Source organism: Cyclobacterium sp. 10D3-21, assembly GCF_055809755.1.
This window is the reverse complement of sequence record NZ_CM147924.1, coordinates 6,454,114-6,472,229: the sequence shown is the minus strand read 5'-3', so window position 1 is coordinate 6,472,229 and position 18,116 is coordinate 6,454,114. Positions and strand designations below refer to the sequence as shown.

Sequence of the window (18,116 nt, the reverse complement as noted above, 5' to 3'; positions counted from 1 at the left end):
AACCAAATTTGAGGATTATCCTTTCAAAATATCATTGTATTTTCTGGCATTGTTAGGGTCAACCTTAAGTAGTACTTCTACTGCTTCCTCTTTCAATTCCATAGGTGCTCCTTTCAAAATTTTACTTATTTCATCAGATTTCGCATCCATAAAGCTAATTGTAAGAATACTATTTGGTTGAACCTTATTGGCTTCTTGTATCATTTTTATAGCTTCTACTATATTTTTATAGCTTTCTTCTGGCTTGGTTGTTAGTAAATCAAGTCCTTTTCTATGGTACAGGTAATAGGCATCTCTAACAGGAACCATTACTTGTGAGTTATACAGGTCATTGGCTAACCAATACCTGTTCCGCTTATCCGATGGGTTTTGGTTCCATCCCGGGTTGGAGGATTGTTGGGCATTGGCAACAATATTGTTGGCGATTTCAAAAAAAGCATCTCCCCCACGAGGTGAAAAAGAATCGTAATCTATGCCTATGGTTATGTAGGCATAATAGGCCAGCAGAGAAGTGATATTATTTAAGTAGGAAAATTGATTAAATTCCAGGGGCTGAGATTCCGTATACTCAAAAGTCCAATTTCGATCAGCAAAATTCAGGACCAAACTTTCATAATTGGATCCAAAAACGGGCCGTACTGTCTGAATCTGCACCGTTGCACTGAACAAACCTACTTGAGGCATATCGTTTATCGTGATTAATAAATTTCCTTTTATCCTTTCCTGTGGCTTAAGATCCGCATCTGTCCAATTTCGTCCATTGAGAAACTGTTCAAATGCCGATTTCATTTGTTCAAAAATATCTGTATCCTGGGTTTTTGCCCGCTCACTGTTGATGGTAACCGTAAAATTGAGCTGCTGAGATAGTACCGGAAAGGGTGCTATAAAAAGCGTCAAGAGGCTGAAGAAGATTATAGGACGTACCATTTGATAAATGAATTATTATTTAATCCGCTAACACATATAATCCGAAATGGACAATTGCCCATTTATTACTTGCTGAGATTGGTTTAAATAAAATCAGCAGCTTTGGTTTAGTTTTCCACCTGATGTGAAATTTTTTTAACATCAAAAAGGCCATCCCATTTTCAGAGATTTGGACAGTTTACGTTACCTTATTTACGATGCTTTTCTAATCGAAATTACTGTTTTTCCAGAATGGATGCTACCCGATCTAGTAATTGAATGGCCAGCAATTCTTTAGTCAACACTGGAGTTTTTATTTTCTCCCCATTCTTTGATAATATAGTAACCTGATTCGTGTCTTTTTGAAAGCCTGCTTTTGGATCAAGTAGTGAGTTTAAAACTACAAAATCAAAGTTTTTTTCCATTAGTTTTTTTTCGGCGCTCCCAAGACCTTCGTCCGTTTCCAGGGCAAAACCTACATGGATTTGCCCTTGTTTTTTATTCTCACCCAATGTTTTAGCAATATCGGGATTTTTTATTAATGTAATGGTCAAAGCATTTTCCTTCTTCTTAATCTTTTGAAGGGAAGGTGCCTCTGATCTGTAATCAGCAACTGCAGCACAAAATATAGCTACTTGTGCCTCATCATGGTGACTTTTAGTTGCATCAAACATATCAAGTGCACTCATTACAGGAATGATTTTAATATTGGGGTGTGGTCTTGGTTTTAAAGCGGTAGGACCTAGAATTAACGTGACTTTTGCGCCTTTATCGGCAGCCTTCTCCGCCAGGGAAATCCCCATTTTGCCACTAGAGTGATTGCTTATGTACCTAACAGGATCAATGGCTTCCTGTGTTGGTCCTGCCGTTATTAAAAACTTTTTGCCTTTAAGAACGGTATTAGGTTTTAGGATTTCCTTAATGGAAGTAAAGATCGCTTCAGGTTCTGGCATTCTCCCTTTACCAATCAGTCCACTGGCCAATTCCCCAGATGTTGCTTCCATAACCTGATTCCCAAAACTTTCGAGAATTTGTAAGTTTCGGATCACAGAAGGGTGTTGGTACATGTCTAAATCCATCGCTGGAGCCACAAGTACGGGGCTCGTACAAGATAAATAGGTGCAGGCCAATAAATTGTCGCTTTGACCTGTTGCAAATTTAGCCAATGTATTGGCTGAAAGGGGGGCGACAACCATTAAGTCAGCCCAATTTCCTAAGGCGACATGGTTAGTCCATTCACCAGTTTTCTTATCAAAAAAATCAATAGAAACTGGATTTTTTGATAAAGTGGCTAGTGTGAGAGGCGTAATAAAGTCAAGAGCAGAAGTCGTCATTATGACTTTGACTTCTGCTCCTGATTTTATCAATAACCGAATAAGTTGGGCTGCTTTATAGGCAGCAATTCCTCCAGTTACGCCTAATAATATACGTTTGCCAGATAATGGCATGTTAAGACTTGGTTTCCTCCTCTTCAGGGAACCTGTACATCACCTTGTCTTCCATGAATTCTTCCATTGCCAATGTACTTGGCTTCGGCATTCTTTCGTAGAATTTTGAGATTTCTATTTGCTCCTTGTTTTCAAAAACTTCTTCAAGGTTGTCTACTGTAGAAGCAAATTCAGATAATTTATTATTCAGCTCCTCTTTCATCGTAGATGAAATCTGCTTGGCTCTTTGAGAAATAATGAAAATAGATTGATAAAGATTCCCTGTTTTCACAGCTACCTTGTCTAAATCTCTCGTGATAATTGACGGATTAATTGCCATATAATTACTTGTTTTTAATTGCCTACTTCTTTTAAAGCCTCTGTAGCTTCCTGATCTTTCTTTTCTTCTTCTCGTAATCTTATTGCCTCGGCTGTTCTGGCTTTATACTGTTCTTTTATAGTATAGTGGTCCTCAAGTTTGGCCTTGGATTTCGATTGAATATTACTTACGCTATTCAGGTATTCACTTTCAGGGAATTTTTTCGCAAAATCTTCTGCAAAACCCAATGCCTGTTCAAATCGCTCTTCTTTTTTATCAAAAACACTTCTGTCAGCGTATGCTGCACTAACTTCCACTAATTTAAAGGCCAATTCCTCATTGTAATCACTATCAGGGAAGGATTTGGCAAAATTCTGAAAGTTAACGATACATGCCCTGTAAAAGTCCCCCGGGAATAATCCTTCTGTAAGACGATAATACATTTTTGATTCCTCAAATGCTTTTTCCTCAAATCTTTTTTGAAGATCGTCAATCATGGTAATGGAACGTTCATAGGAATCAGATTCGGGGAATCGATTCATGAACAGTTGTATAGCATTCACTGCTTCTCTGGAACTTCTTTGGTCCAGATTGTAATCCGGAGAGTCCAGGTACAGAGAATACGCATTCATAAATAAAGCCTCTTCTGCTAAAGGTGAGCGATTATAGGTGTCAAAAAAGGTTTTGAAATATTCTGCTGCTTCAATATACCTCTTGGTTCTAAAATGAGCATAGGCATAATTAAACTCAGCTAATTCTGCTTTGCCACTACCTTTAATTACTGGTAAAACCCTGTCATATAGGATTATAGCTTTATTGTGCTCGCCTTCGTCATAGTAACGATTGGCCGCTTCATAGAGTTCGTCCCAATTGGTGCTCTTCTCTAATTTGTAAAATTCACCACAACCGAAAGTCAGTAGTGAGGCAAGGAATATAAATAGGTATTGGTGTACTTTTATCATTTGACCTGCAAATATAATGGATTAATAATTGGTTATCAAGGCAGTTCCACTGCGAATGCGCATTCTTACCTTTTGACGTAAAGTTTTTTTGTGACAATATTCTTATTGTCAACGATCAAAGTGTAAAAATAAGTACCTGGGTTCAGGTCTGTTACTGGAATTATTAGGGTTTCTTGAGTAGGATCAAGGCTGAAATCATAAATCGGATTGCCGATAAAGCTATTGATTACTATCCTGACCTTCGCATTAGGGTTTTTGATTTTATAGTCTAATTGCGCGGTTCTCACGCTTGGGTTAGGATAGATTTCATCCATATCCACATCCCTGTGGCTAACATTGTCTGCGGGTTGGTCTGAGGTAACATTGTATACATTTTCTACAATAAAAGCATCTCTTTGATTGGATGTGTTGAAAAAATGTAAATCAAATGTTCCTTTTGTAGCCGTTATGCCTAGTTCAAATTCTATGTAGATGTTTGTTGAAACTTCTCCGGGTGCCAGTGTAAATCTAATTTGTGAAAGATCATTTCTAGGGTCAATACAATTGTCTCCTATACAAATAAGTATATTTTGAGAGGAGCCAACATTTCCCCGAAGGTAGCGTAGAAAGTAAGTAGCACTTTCGTTGGAGTCATTCTGAAGAATCAATGTTTTTCTTTGGGTGGTGTTCACTTTTCCGCTAAACTCAATTTTTTCACTAAGCACACGTACTTGTCTGGCGTCCAATGACTGTAGCGCAAACAATTGTAAGGTGATTAAAAGTGATAAAAATATTCTCATGTAAAGTTTAGTTCTATAAAATGTGCTTTATGTTAACAAAGATTTTCTACCTCTTTTAGAAGTATATACGTATAAAAATACCAAATTGGTTCGACTTTATCGGTAGGTTTGGGTTAAAAAATGTTAACATTGATGAAATTTTTTTTATTCTTCGGCGTTAAAAAACCTTTTTTACAAGATTTTTTTTCACAAAAATGTAATATATACTACAAAAGTTATTAATTGTCTGTAGGAATTTGTAGTTCGTCATTCTCCGGGTAAGGTAGTTTTACATCCGGCTCATCAAAAAAGCTATACCGATTTTTGTCTCTTATTTTAGGCGTTCTCCAGTCATCGATCTGTTTTTTAGTGGGTCTTTCCTCGTCTCTCCAAACAAAACCCTCCAATTTTTGCTCGCCTTCCTCGAATAAATGGGGAGGGGTGAAGGATGCTTCTGGCTTTATAGTATGACTAATTCTTGAGACTGTTCCTTCCTTAAATTCCATGATGATTCTGCCACAAAGTAATTTATTTAGTCCTTTTATGGTGGTGTCATTTTCAATAGCAAAGTACAAAGATTCCCCATTGCCTTCTACATCCAGTTTATCCATATCTCCATCCAGGAAGTATGCGGTCATTTTCCGACCTTTTATCTGGTTAAAATTGGCCACTGTGTCTCTTGTGATGGCAAATGCATTGTCCTGCAGTATGGCCTGGTCAATTTCCTGATTGGCAATAGTAAACTGAATACTATCCGCAGTAATCTGACTTTTATTGTTCCAAAGTATAGGGTCTGAATAAAGATGAACGGTTGAGTCAGCGTAAATATAGGCCATTGAATCAGCCCTACCGGCTAATTCTGCTTTTATCATTCGCATGTTGGGATAAGCAAGGGTGTATTTGTCCTCAGGATTTGCCCCGTCCTGAGTAATAAGCGTGTCCGCTATTACAAATAAGGTGTCTATTTCAAAATATTTACGAACCAGGGCTCTGCCAAAAACTTCTGAGTATTGCTTTTCCTCCCAATATTTACCTTCATCTCCAAAAACTTCTGCATTTTGCTCCTTATTAAAAATACTTACGTTTTCCTTGGCTTCGTAATATTGGGCATTTTCGTCAAAGAAGAGCTCCTCACCGTATACAATACTGGTTTCTGATTCGACATCTCCATCATAAAAACGGAAAATTTTATTCGCAGTATCATAGAAACTGCCTTTTTGGGCATTTAATCTATTGTCGTCTTTTGAAAGAATATTGGTAAGTCCTTCTGTTTCAGCAATCTTTGTAGTAGTGAAATAATACAAGATATTGGATTTCATGGTGTAATCCGGATTTTCCAAGACCACTTTTTTATTAAAAGTGATTTTTTCAATTTGAGTTTCGTAAAGCCCTTTCTCGCTTGTCAGTACATTGGTACTGTCCTTGACCATCCCGTTATTAAAATAATTCGCTTCACCATTGGCGCGGTTATAATCCAGAAAATCGGTATAAAGGGTGGTGCCTTCATTGACCAACACCACGTTAGTACGCAACAGAGCCAGTTGGGTATCTCCATCATACTCAGCATAGCGACTAGTGACGGTGACCGAATCTTCTTGATCATCAATCTTGACATTACCAAAAAGTTTAGCAAGGTTGTCCTCTGAATAGAAGTGGGCAGAATCACAATAGATTAATGAAGTTTTGTGCTTTAGAATCACATCTGTCAGTAACCTTTCAAAACCCTTGCCTCCTAAAAGTTGCTCAGCCTGTAATATTTCCAATCGGTTTTGCTCCTTCTGGGCTTGGGCCTTTGAAAAGACCAAAGATGTAAGTAAACAAAATAAAATAAATTTGATCTTTGTCATTCGAATTGATTTCCAAGGCAAAATTAATATAAAATAGTACTTTTGGTTTATGCTGGAGCGATTTATAAATCATGTACGCAAAAATAATATTTTGGATGTGCAATTGCCCTACCTCGTGGCGGTCAGCGGTGGGATAGATAGTGTGGTATTAGCCCATTTACTCCAAAGAAATGGTTTCAATATAGCGATTGCACATTGTAATTTTCAATTGAGAGGCAAAGCAAGCGATGCAGATGAAGCCTTTGTCATTAATTTGGCAATGAAATTGGGCGTGCCGGTTCACACAAAAGTTTTTGATACCCTCGCTTATATGGATGAAATGAACATCTCTTTACAAATGGCGGCAAGAGAAATAAGGTACAGCTGGTTTGAGGAACTTAATTTCAGTCTGGGTACCCAGGGAGTATTGGTGGCGCACCATGCAGATGATCAGTTAGAAACCGTCATGCTTAATTTATTAAGAGGTACAGGGATAGAAGGGATTTACGGCATGAGTAGCAAAAGAGATTTTATCCGAAGGCCTCTTTTACCTTTTTCCAGGCAAGAAATATTAGGGTATCTAAAAGAAAATGGGCTGGAATGGAGAGAGGACAGCAGCAATGAAAAAACAAATTATAAAAGAAATTTTGTCAGACATAAATTATTGCCCTTGTTTAAGGAGTTTGATCCCAAGGGGCCGGAATTGATGCAATACAGTTTCGATAGGATAAAGGATACCGGAAAAGCATTTTTCTATTTTTTTGATCTTTGGATCAAAACGAATGTTGTATCCAAGGGAGGTTATGATATGCTGCCATTTGGCAGTTTGGCGTCGGTGCCCGGTAAGTCATCGCTACTATTTTATTGGTTGAGAAAAAAAGGTTTTGTATATGCGCAGATTGAGGATATATTGTGTGCAGTTGATAACCAGGAGGCAGGTCGTCAATTCTTATCAGGGGATTGGATACTGAATATTGACAGGGAATCCTTGATTTTGGGGAAGCGTAAGGAAATTGACAAACCTATTCAAATAGGTGTAGAGGAGGAAGCGTTTTCTATAAATGGGCAATACCAGTACAGTTGTACCAAGATCGATGCCGGAGAATTAATAGATCGGTCCCCAGAGAATGCCATGCTGGATTTTGATTTACTTGATTTTCCATTGACATTGCGATCTTGGGAGCAAGGAGATAAATTTATGCCCTTAGGGATGCAACACTTCAAGAAAATAAGCGATTATTTAATTGACAATAAAGTACCTTTAATTAAAAAGGACAAGGTAAAAGTTCTGTGTTCCAGAGATAAGATCGTGTGGTTGATAGGATTCAGGATTGATGATCGATTCAAGGTACGACCGACAACCAGAAAGGTACTTTATTTAAATAAACATAAAGATGAATAACCCTTTTAGAAAAACTTATAGCCCTGCAGAGCGGGAGGATTTTGCTTTTTTAGGGAAAGTAAAGTTTTTTAAGCATTTGAATTTTGATGAGATGTCAAGGTTTTTGCCGGCGATTCATAAGAGGAAGTATGTCCAGGATGAAGTCGTGTTTTTTAGAAATGACCCCAGTCAGGCACTTTATATTTTAGAAAAAGGTGAAGTAACGTTAAATATTGATATTCGAACAGATTTTGAAACCATAATAAAAATTAAGGAAGGGGAACCGTTTGGTGAAAACTCCTTGCTGGAAAATTCCAAAAGGATTTATACTGCCATCGTAAATACGGAGGAAGCGATTTTATGGGTGATTCCGAATTATGCTATTTTAGACATTTTCCATAGCAATCAAAAGATAAAGGCCAAAATGATGAGTTCGCTGGCGACCTTCTATGATGGCAGGAACCAACAGCTTTTTTCTTCCTATAAGAAATCCTATGGATTTTTTAACCTCGGGCAGATGTTTGAATAATTATGATGAATCCTTCATATAAAGGACATTCTTTAATAACTTAGCGCAAATTTTGAAAAAACATCAATCTTAATCGATTATAAAAAATGACGAAAGTAACCGTAGTCGGAGCCGGAAATGTTGGTGCCACATGTGCAGATGTATTGGCTTACCGAGAAATAGCAGAAGAAATTGTCCTCGTTGACATTAAAGAAGGAGTAGCCGAAGGCAAAGCTTTAGATATTTGGCAAAAGGCCCCTATCAACGCTTACGATAGTAGGACTATTGGGAGTACCAATGATTATTCTAAAACTGCCGGGTCTGATGTGGTGGTAATCACTTCAGGTTTACCACGTAAGCCTGGTATGACCAGGGATGATTTGATTGAAACCAATGCTGGAATTGTGAAAATGGTTACAGAAAATGTTGTAAAACATTCTCCTGATGCTATCATCATCATCGTTTCCAATCCTTTGGATGTAATGACCTATCAGGCACATATCGTTTCTAAATTGCCAAGAACAAAAGTGATTGGTATGGCAGGAATTCTTGACACTGCAAGATATAGAGCTTTCTTAGCTGAAGCACTTGATATTTCTCCTAAAGAAATCCAAGCAATTTTATTGGGTGGTCATGGAGATACTATGGTACCATTGCCTAGATATACAACAGTCGCTGGTATCCCAGTTACTGAATTGATAGGCAAAGAGGCTTTAGATGCCATCATAGAAAGAACGAAGTCTGGCGGCGGAGAACTTGTGAAGTTGATGGGAACTTCTGCATGGTATGCACCGGGAGCAGCTGCGGCCCAAATGGTAGAGGCTATCGTGAAGAATCAAAAAAGAGTATTCCCTGTTTGTATCAAATTAGAAGGAGAATACGGTATTGACGATTGTTACCTAGGAGTACCTGTTATCCTTGGTAGAAATGGTATTGAAAAAGTAATTGAGCTGGATTTGAACAGTGACGAAAAAGCTTTATTGGAAGTTTCTAGAAGTCATGTCAAAGAGGTTATGTCTGTTTTGGATAAAATTGGCAATAAATAATTAGTAAATTATAACATCATAAAAAAATCCCAACTTTGAATCGTTGGGATTTTTTTGTTGTTTTGACAGTAGTTGATAAACATTAAATGAATAGGGCCTATTGAAAAATCTGCTGATAATTTTATTGATTTTGGTGTTTGGGTTCATCGCCTTTTTGTTGGTGAAGAGCGACTTTTTTGACTCCAAATTAAATGGGATGGAAGTAGTACCTCCAAATGCCATTTTTGTTTTTGAAACAAATGATCCGGTAGGTTATTGGAATAACCTGGTGAATCAACCTGTCTGGGAAAAACTTCACAATTTACCTGCCTTAGCTGACGTAGAGTCACAATTGATTTTTTTAGACAGTATCACAGGTAAAAGTGGGAATCTTGACAAATACCTCAAAGGACACCGTTTTAGGCTGTCGTTACATCCTATAGGTAAAGGTGCATTTGGCTTTTTAATAGGTATCGCCTTTGAAAATGAGCAATTCTTTGACTTTATTCAGCAACTTGCAGAAAACCCAGAGAATGGCATTTCAGGCCTTAAAAAAAGAAATTACAGCGGTGTTGAACTCTATGAAATTATAACAGACGGTGGAGCAAAAACCTTTACATTTACCCGCTTTGAGAATGTGTTGATTGGAAGTCATACTTCATTTTTGGTGGAAGATGGTATACGTTATGCAAAATCCCTTGAGCTACAGAACTTCAAACAATCCTATCCCCATTTATTTCAGCCATCTATCCCATTAAATTCCAAAGGTGTTTTGAGATTTTCGGGGGAGGGATTTGCGGCTCTTGTAAATGAACTGACGGATGGCATTGCAGAACCATTGCTAAAAAACCTGAGGGAAAATAAATTGTCCTCAAATTTGATTCCCGCATTTAGTGACACATCCATTTCATTTAGTGGACAATTTTATACTGATGGAGCTTCAGGAACAATGACGTCAGAAGGTGTAGCGCCAAATGGTATGTCTTTTGCATCGGTCATTAGTAATAGGGCCGCCTGGGTAACCCAATACCTGTTTTCGGGCTTTCAAGGATTCAAACAAATACCCAACCTGGCCTTTAATCCCAGACCCTTAATCGTAGCATCGCTCGATGAAAGCCAGGAAATCAATGATTTCTTAAATGCCTTGGGAGGTGAAGCCACCATGGTGCTCGAAGAAAATCTATTTGATAAAAACCCCAATCAAATTCTTTTGCTCCATCCTGAGAATGCGGAAAGAAGGTACCAAAATCTCGAGAAGTTTGCCTTACAAGTGAGTCAAAATGACAGCACAAAGCTCTTCAAAGAATACTTCATGGGAAAAGAAATCTTTTTGCTCGATGTAGAGGAATTTCCAGCGCATATTTTTGAAGGGAACTTCACTGGATTTTCTCGAAGTTATATTTCCATGGCGGGGGAGCACCTGATCATTGGAAACAGCCTCAAAACCGTGAAAAATCTTTTAGAAGATTTTTACAATGACAATACCTGGGGAAAATCACTGGCCTATAAGGACCTATTGAAGGAACAAAATAATGGTGCACCTGTTCGTTTGATATTAAATAATGACCGTTTTTACCCCATTTTAATTAAAAACAGTAACCCTACCTGGAGTCCTATATTTCAAAAATATGCGCCTGTTTTCCGTTCTTTTGACTGGGTGAACATTTCCATCTTCAAGGAAGGAACCGTCCAAATTAAGTTGGATATTGATTTAGGTGAGCCTGAAATTAACAAGCAATTGATTCTTTCTGAATCAAGAAGCACTTCCTTTGGGAGGCCATTGATCTACGGGCCTAAAGGAATCCAAAATTTTAATGATCGAAGTACTGATTTCCTGGTGCAGGATGAAGACTATTTTATTCACCTGATAAGTGGAGAAGGAGAAAGGATATTTTCCCAACGAATCCCCGGAGCCGTCATTAGTGAAGTACATCAAATAGATTATTTTAAAAATGGTAAACTCCAGCTTGTTTTCGCTACCAATGACTTTATTTATGCCTTGGACAGGTATGGCAATTTATTACCGGGATACCCAATTCCATTTATTGAAGACAAAGAAATCGCCTTCTTAAATGTACTGGATTATGACAATAATAGGAATTACAGGTACTTTGTGGCAGACAGTGAGGGCGAGTTATTTTTGTACGACCAAAAGGGCAATTTGTTGGAAGGATGGGAACCCAATACGCATAGAAGCGGACCATTAAGCTATATGCCAGGTCATCATCGGGAACCTGGACTTGGGGATTTTATGGTGAGCCTTCACCGCAATGGGAAATTAAACCTGTTTAACCGAAGGGGGGAATTGAAAGTAGGAGGAGGGGTCCTTATTGGTGATGGAGTCTCGACTGCTTATGCCATCGAAGAAAGCGGGAACAGCGAACCTTCCAAACTCGTGACTATAAATGATGCAGGAGAAGTGGTGAATGTGAATTTTAAAGGGGAGCTTACTTATAGAAACCAATTGCTTAGGCCAGATACAGATACGAGGTTTAGTTTGGTGAACGATCAGAATAAAACGGATTATGTATGGGTAATTGAGGAGTACAACAAGCTTACAGTCCTGCGGCCAAATGAACAATTGTTTTTTGAAATGAATATTCCATCCAACGAGATAGAATTCATGTATTTTTCCTTTGGTGAGGGAAAGAAAATATTCGCCGTACTGGATAAAGTGCAGGATTTTGCTTATTTGTATAATGGGAAAGGTCAACTTATCAATCAAAAGCCGATCAGCATTAGCCAAAGCCTTTGGATAAACTTCTCAGGAAGTGACAATGAGTATACGCTAATGACCGTGTATGGCGACAAACTTTACGAATACAAAATTCCATTGTAAATTCGAGGGAAGGCAAGTAAAATTAAGGGAGGTTTATAACAATGAATAATTGCATGCGAAATATATTAGTAATTTGTTTTTTGATCTTTTCTGGGTGGTTTTCACCCCTTCTGGCCCAGGTTTTCAATTCGGGGTCCGTGGTACTCGTTGATACTACAGATCACAACAACTTCAGTTCTCCGTACCATACGGTTTATACTTTTTTCTATAACTTAAATGAGCCAAATTATCACCCCGAGATAGCGGCGAAAGCTTTGAATATGGCTGGAAATGAAGGGGAAGATGCAGCCGCCTTAGCGATCAAATTAAAACAGGTTTTTGATGGAAAAGGCGTTTTTGTTAGGATGAATACTGTTCCTAATGTATCTGATTATAGGGATACTGTCAGAAACGGACAACAAGTTTATGTATTTGATGAGCTAATACTTCCAGCCGTTTATCTGGAGAAAGTCGGAGATCGATGGAAGTTTTCTTCGGCCACAGTGAAAAATATAAAAGCATTGCACCAAGAAACCTATCCCTTGGGGACAGCTAAATTGCTTGATATTTTGCCTAGAATCGGTAGCCAGGATTATTTTGGCTTGTACCTGTGGCAGTTAATAGGGATTTTCTTTTTGCTCTTGATGGTTTTTACCAGCCATAAGTTTTTTACTTTTTTAATTGACAGGCTCTTTTATTATGTTCTTATCAAGTCTGGATATGGGCAAATAGCCAAACAGTACCTTCTTCCGGTAGCAAGGATAGTTAGTGTTTATATAATAATACTGCTACTGTCAATATTCATTCGAGTTTTGCAACTTCCTATCAATATTGCGTCCTGGATTACCATATTGCTTAATGCTACAGAGCCTTTTATAGTCACTGTTATCTTTTATAAGTTGGTAGATGTGTTTGCGGCCTATATGGGTCGTATGGCTGAAAAAACAACTTCTACCCTGGATGATCAATTGGTACCATTGGTGCGCAAGACCCTCAAAGCATTTGTCATTGTTATCGGTTCCTTATTTATATTGAAATATGGCTTGAGAATTGATATTGTGCCTTTCCTTACCGGCTTGTCTATTGGTGGTTTGGCATTTGCATTGGCTGCACAGGATACTATTAAGAATTTTTTCGGTTCGGTTATGATCTTTATTGACAAGCCTTTTCAAGTAGGAGACTGGATCACCAGTGGTGAGGTAGATGGTACCGTTGAGGAGGTAGGGTTTCGCTCCACTAGAGTGAGGACCTTTAGAAATTCACTGGTGTATATTCCCAATGGTAAAATCGCCGATGCTACAGTAGACAATCATGGACTTAGAAAGTACCGCAGGTTTTATTCCACCATTACCATTACTTATGATACTCCCCCTGAATTGATTGAAGTTTTTTTATCTGGATTGCGAAAGATCGTTCAAAACCACCCCAAGACCAGGAAAGATTATTACAATATTTACCTAAACAACCTTTCTGCGTATAGTTTGGACATTATGTTTTATGTCTTTTTTAAGGTGCCATCCTGGCCTCAGGAGTTGAAAGCAAGGGAAGATTTAATTCTGTCCATCATCCGACTAGCCAATGAATTGGGGGTAAGATTTGCCTTCCCTACGCAAACGCTACACATGGAAACTTTCCCCGAAAAAAGTGGCTTTACGCCTATATATGAAGGCGACAAAGCTACTTACCAAAAACGCCTTGATTCATTTATCGAAACGGAGAAAGGGCAGGATAAAGATTAAGCCAAAAGGTTCACAAGTCAAATAATTGCGTTCCTTTTCATCTCAGACACTTTTCTGTAATGCCTTCATTTTCAATTTTAGTAAGATTGGTTTGATTTTTGAAACTATTATTTCAAATGAATTTTTAGTTAAATCGAACTATTATGGAACTAAATAACAAGATTGCAGTAATTACGGGGGCCAGTAGTGGCATAGGGAAAGCTATTTCTAAAACACTTTCTCAAAATGGATGCACGGTAATATTGGCCAGTAGAAGTATTGAAAAACTAAAGGAAATTCAAAATGAATTGCCTAACGAAAGTTTGGTGGTGGAAATGGACGTGAGTGATAACCTAAGTGTAGCAAGCGGCTTTAAAAAAATAAAAGACAAATACAGTCGCATTGATATTTTGGTAAATGCTGCTGGGGTGATGCCTTTGAGCTATATGAAAAACCGACACATTGATGAATGGCTTCAAACAATAGACGTAAATGTGAAAGGTGTGTTGCGCTGCATTTACGAAGTATTGCCGGAAATGAAAAGCCAAAACAGTGGGCATATTGTAAACATCACATCGGTTGACGGGAAAGAACTTTATGAAGGAGGAGCTGTTTATGGTGCTTCGAAAGCTGCGCTAATTGCCCTTTCAAGAGCCTTGCGTATGGAGTTGTCCCCAGAATTTAATATTCGCGTCGCGTCTATAGAACCTGGGACAGTAGATACAAATCTCCGTGATGATATTACCGATGAAGAGTTGTTGGAGGACAAGGATTATGGAGGAGATGAGGCCAAGCTTCAACCGGAAAATATTGCCGACGCTGTGCTGTATGTCCTAAGTCAACCGAAAACTGTTAATGTCAATGAGTTATTGATCAAGCCCACGGGGAAAGCTTAGAATTATTTCGATTCAATTAACTTCAGAAGGACTTTTATATCCTTTGAAATTATTTAAGGTATTATACGCTTTATAAACGTGAGATATGGTTGTCTTAGCAGCCATATCTTTTGGGTGGGGTTGGGATAGAAAGGTTGTGGCAGCACACGTTCAGTTGGAATTATTATGGATTTTTCGCTCAATGCTTTCTCTATATCTACTGTCTAACAATGATGAATTCCCTGGGAAATTAGATTGAACTAAGGGTATAATGGTGGCTAATTATTTAGCATAAGCCTCTAAAGTTAGTTTGATATTATTGAGTCTTTTAACTAAACTTATGGAAAAATAAAGTAACTTATAACACGCACCATTTACCACAAATTCAGGTTTTAATTTTACCCATAATCTAAAAATAACCTTACTTTAACTTGATTGAATATAGGTGATACCAATTAATAATCCTTAACCTGATGAATAATAGTTTTTTATTTTTTTTTACAATTTCCTTGTTGTTTTCATGTGCCAATAAAAACGAATCCATTACGCCTCAAATTAAAGACATTACCGAAAGTGTCTATGCATCAGGGTTTATAAAAAGTAAAAACCAATATGAGGTTTATGGAAAGTCCAATGGGGTAATTGAGAAAATATTTGTAACCGAAGGAATGCAAGTGAAAAAAGGTGACCCAGTCTTCCAATTGGAAAACGAAAATTCAAAAATAGCCACAGAAAACGCAAGGCTTGCCTCAGCTGCATCCGATTATAAATTAAATAAAGATAAATTACTTGATGCGGAGAAAGCCATAGGCTTGGCTGAAAAGAAACTTGCCAATGACTCTTTATTGTACCAAAGACAGAAAAACCTTTGGAGCAAAAGCATAGGGACCAAAATGGATCTTGAGCAAAAAGAGCTGAACTATGAAAACGCAAAAGTAGCTTTGGCCAATGCGAGAACGAATTTTGCGGACCTGAAACGGCAAATTAAATTGTTGTCAGAGCAGAGTAAAAACAATTTAGAAATCGCAAAAATTTTGGAGGAGGACTTTATTGTCAAAAGTGAAGTAGATGGTATCGTTTATAAGATTAACAAAGAGGAAGGGGATTTAATAAATGGTTCCGGTGCTGCAGCTATTATTGGTAGGGAGGATTTTACAATAGAATTGAACATCGATGAGTTTGATATTGTGAAGATAAATAAGGGGCAGCGGGCTTTTATTCGAATGGATAGTTACAAAGATCAAGTGTTCGAGGCTGAGATTGTTGCTATTGATCAAATGATGAACCTACGGACAAGGTCATTTCAAGCAGAGGCCGTGTTTACCCAAATACCTCCTACACTTTATCCCAACCTTACCGTCGAAGCCAATATTCTTATACAAACCAAAAATGAGGTATTGACCATTCCTAGGAGTTATTTGGTTAATGACACAAGTGTTAGGCTAGAAGGGGGTAAAATACAAAAAGTGGAAATAGGCCTAATGGATTACGATTATGTGGAAATTAAAGCCGGCATAAATAAAAACACTGTATTAGCATTGCCGGAACCATGAAAATTAAACACATAACGGAGATTTCTGCTGCACTTATGCGGGCACGATGGAAACAAACCCTTGTAGCGGCAGTTGGGGTTACTTTTAGCATTGCCTTTTTTATATCTCTGCTGGGTTTTATGGAAGGATTGAATCAGCTGCTTGATGGGATAGTCTTGAACCGTACCCCTCATGTACGTCTTTACAATGATATTCGGCCTTCTAAAATTCAGCCCATTGATTTAAGTGAAAATTTCAAAAATCACCATAATTTTATAAGCTCTTTAAAACCCATTAATAGCCGTAAAGAGATCTACAATGCCACACAGATAATGAGTAAACTCAATAAGGACAAGCGAGTGATAGGCGTGGCACCTAAGATTACCGCTCAGGTTTTTTATAACCTTGGGAATATCGACTTGAATGGCATTATCAATGGTGTAGACCCTGAAAAGGAAGCGGCATTCTTCTCCTTCAATGATTATATAGTTGGAGGTAATCCCCTGGGCCTTAAAAATGTTTCAAATAGCATCATACTCGGGCAAGGGGCAGCCAATACGATGAGGGCCAAGGTAGGAGATCTTATCACCGTCACTACGACTGAAGGAGAACAGTTCTCTTTAAAAGTGATTGGCTTTTTTCAGTCAGGTATATCGGAGATCGATAAAGTGCAAAGCTTTGCCAGCATAGCTACTACACAGAAGATCCTCGGGGAAAACAGTAATTATATTAGTGACATTCAAATAAAATTGAAAGACATGGCCCAAGCCCCGGCCATGGCAATCGAATTTGCTGATTTTTTTAAAATTGATGCAGAAGACATTCAAACAGCCAATGCGCAGTTTGAAACTGGTAGCAGTGTTCGCTCTATTATTTCTTATGCCGTCGGGATTACTTTGCTTGTGGTTTCAGGTTTTGGGATTTACAATATTCTCAATATGTTGATCTATGAAAAAATGGATACCATTGCGATATTAAAGGCTACGGGGTTTGCAGGTACCGATGTTAAAAAGATTTTCATTTCCATATCACTAAGTATTGGCATCTCAGGGGCATTGGCGGGAGTGCTTTTTGGGTTTTTACTTTCGGTAATCATTGATGCTATTCCTTTCAATTCGCCTACACTACCAACAGTAACTACCTATCCGATTGATTATGGTATTCAGTATTATACTATTGCTGCAATATTTGCACTTTTTACGACCTATTTGGCAGGGTATTTTCCAGCAAAAAAAGCAAGTAAGGTAGATCCTGTTGTAATAATAAGAGGGAAGTAAATGGAGAACAATAAAATTTTAGAGGCTCAGGCAATTACCAAATCGTTTCTTTTTCCTGTTAAGGTGGATGTGTTAAAGGAAGTTTCTTTTAGTTTGTCGCGTGGAGAATATGCATCAATCATAGGGAGATCAGGAAGTGGTAAATCTACTTTGCTTTATATTCTCTCCACCATGGATTCAGACTTTACAGGAGAACTCTTATTAGATGGGATAAGCATACGTGGCAAATCAGAAAAAGAATTGGCGGCAATACGAAATGAAAAGATAGGCTTTGTATTTCAATTCCATTATTTATTAAATGAGTTTACAGCATTGAAGAATGTAATGTTGCCAGGATTTAAGCTTGATAGATTGAGTGAAGAAGAATTAGAACACAATGCCTATGGATTCTTGAAAGATTTAGGCATAGAGAAATTGGCACATAAAATGGCTTATCAATTGTCTGGAGGAGAAAAGCAACGTGTTGCCATAGCCAGGGCCATGATCAATGATCCGCTGATCATTATGTGTGACGAGCCCACTGGTAATTTGGACAGCAAAAATGCGGACATTGTGTTTAACATATTTAAAGAGCTTACCGAGGCCTACAACAAAACACTTTTGGTGGTGACTCATGACATGGATTTTGCACACAAAACATCACGCATCATTGAACTGGGTGATGGTAGGCTTTTGAAGGAGTAAATTTATTTCCTGACTTTAATGTAGTCTGCTTTTGTATAAATCGATTCAGATTGTTTTATACAAGTTTCAAAAACATATAAAGCTCTGCATAAAACCCCAA

General features: G+C 38.0%; 15 protein-coding genes. 9 read left to right on the top strand and 6 right to left on the bottom strand.

Annotated features, from left to right (window positions below; translation table 11 throughout):
- Positions 1–15: 15 nt before the first annotated feature.
- From porD to AC0L7T_RS25225, 6 genes are all read right to left on the bottom strand, one after another.
- Entirely contained in the window at positions 16–927 is a 912-nt protein-coding gene (gene porD / locus AC0L7T_RS25250) for a type IX secretion system protein PorD (protein ID WP_473339313.1), read from the bottom strand.
- Positions 928–1,142: 215 nt separating this feature from the next.
- Complete coding sequence (coaBC, locus tag AC0L7T_RS25245; protein WP_473339312.1) at positions 1,143–2,354, bottom strand: bifunctional phosphopantothenoylcysteine decarboxylase/phosphopantothenate--cysteine ligase CoaBC; 1,212 nt, start codon at positions 2,352–2,354, stop codon at positions 1,143–1,145.
- Position 2,355: 1 nt separating this feature from the next.
- The gene (locus AC0L7T_RS25240) at positions 2,356–2,673 is read right to left on the bottom strand and encodes a DNA-directed RNA polymerase subunit omega (RefSeq protein WP_473339310.1); all 318 of its coding nucleotides are present in this window, start codon (positions 2,671–2,673) and stop codon (positions 2,356–2,358) included.
- 14 nt (positions 2,674–2,687) lie between these two features.
- Positions 2,688–3,614 carry an outer membrane protein assembly factor BamD gene (locus AC0L7T_RS25235; protein ID WP_473339309.1) on the bottom strand — a complete coding sequence of 309 codons (927 nt, stop codon included), beginning with the start codon at positions 3,612–3,614 and terminating at the stop codon, positions 2,688–2,690.
- Between the two features lie 65 nt (positions 3,615–3,679).
- Positions 3,680–4,393, bottom strand: a complete 714-nt coding sequence (locus AC0L7T_RS25230) for a T9SS type A sorting domain-containing protein (protein ID WP_473339307.1) — start codon at positions 4,391–4,393, stop codon at positions 3,680–3,682.
- Positions 4,394–4,611: 218 nt separating this feature from the next.
- Positions 4,612–6,219, bottom strand: coding sequence for an OstA-like protein (locus AC0L7T_RS25225; protein WP_473339306.1), 1,608 nt, complete (start codon positions 6,217–6,219; stop codon positions 4,612–4,614).
- 49 nt (positions 6,220–6,268) lie between these two features.
- Here AC0L7T_RS25225 and tilS point away from each other — a divergent pair, with 49 nt between their 5' ends.
- From tilS to AC0L7T_RS25180, 9 genes are all read left to right on the top strand, one after another.
- On the top strand, positions 6,269–7,600 hold the full coding sequence (tilS, locus tag AC0L7T_RS25220) for a tRNA lysidine(34) synthetase TilS (protein WP_473339305.1): 1,332 nt from the start codon (positions 6,269–6,271) through the stop codon (positions 7,598–7,600).
- On the top strand, positions 7,593–8,108 hold the full coding sequence (locus AC0L7T_RS25215; RefSeq protein ID WP_473339303.1) for a cyclic nucleotide-binding domain-containing protein: 516 nt from the start codon (positions 7,593–7,595) through the stop codon (positions 8,106–8,108). Before tilS ends, AC0L7T_RS25215 begins: the two co-directional genes overlap by 8 nt.
- 86 nt (positions 8,109–8,194) lie before the next feature.
- Positions 8,195–9,133: a malate dehydrogenase gene (mdh, locus tag AC0L7T_RS25210; protein WP_473339302.1), complete on the top strand. Its 939-nt coding sequence runs from the start codon at positions 8,195–8,197 to the stop codon at positions 9,131–9,133.
- 100 nt (positions 9,134–9,233) lie between these two features.
- Positions 9,234–11,951, top strand: a complete 2,718-nt coding sequence (locus AC0L7T_RS25205; RefSeq protein ID WP_473339301.1) for a hypothetical protein — start codon at positions 9,234–9,236, stop codon at positions 11,949–11,951.
- 53 nt (positions 11,952–12,004) lie between these two features.
- A complete protein-coding gene (locus tag AC0L7T_RS25200; RefSeq protein ID WP_473339300.1) occupies positions 12,005–13,669 on the top strand; it encodes a mechanosensitive ion channel family protein in 1,665 nt (554 codons plus the stop codon).
- Between the two features lie 143 nt (positions 13,670–13,812).
- Complete coding sequence (locus tag AC0L7T_RS25195) at positions 13,813–14,544, top strand: SDR family oxidoreductase (RefSeq protein ID WP_473339299.1); 732 nt, start codon at positions 13,813–13,815, stop codon at positions 14,542–14,544.
- A 452-nt stretch (positions 14,545–14,996) separates the two neighbouring features.
- A complete protein-coding gene (locus tag AC0L7T_RS25190) occupies positions 14,997–16,076 on the top strand; it encodes an efflux RND transporter periplasmic adaptor subunit (RefSeq protein WP_473339297.1) in 1,080 nt (359 codons plus the stop codon).
- The gene (locus AC0L7T_RS25185) at positions 16,073–17,332 is read left to right on the top strand and encodes an ABC transporter permease (RefSeq protein ID WP_473339296.1); all 1,260 of its coding nucleotides are present in this window, start codon (positions 16,073–16,075) and stop codon (positions 17,330–17,332) included. Before AC0L7T_RS25190 ends, AC0L7T_RS25185 begins: the two co-directional genes overlap by 4 nt.
- Positions 17,333–18,016 (top strand): ABC transporter ATP-binding protein, encoded by a 684-nt coding sequence (locus AC0L7T_RS25180; protein WP_473339295.1) that lies wholly within the window; start codon positions 17,333–17,335, stop codon positions 18,014–18,016.
- The last annotated feature ends 100 nt before the right edge of the window (positions 18,017–18,116 follow it).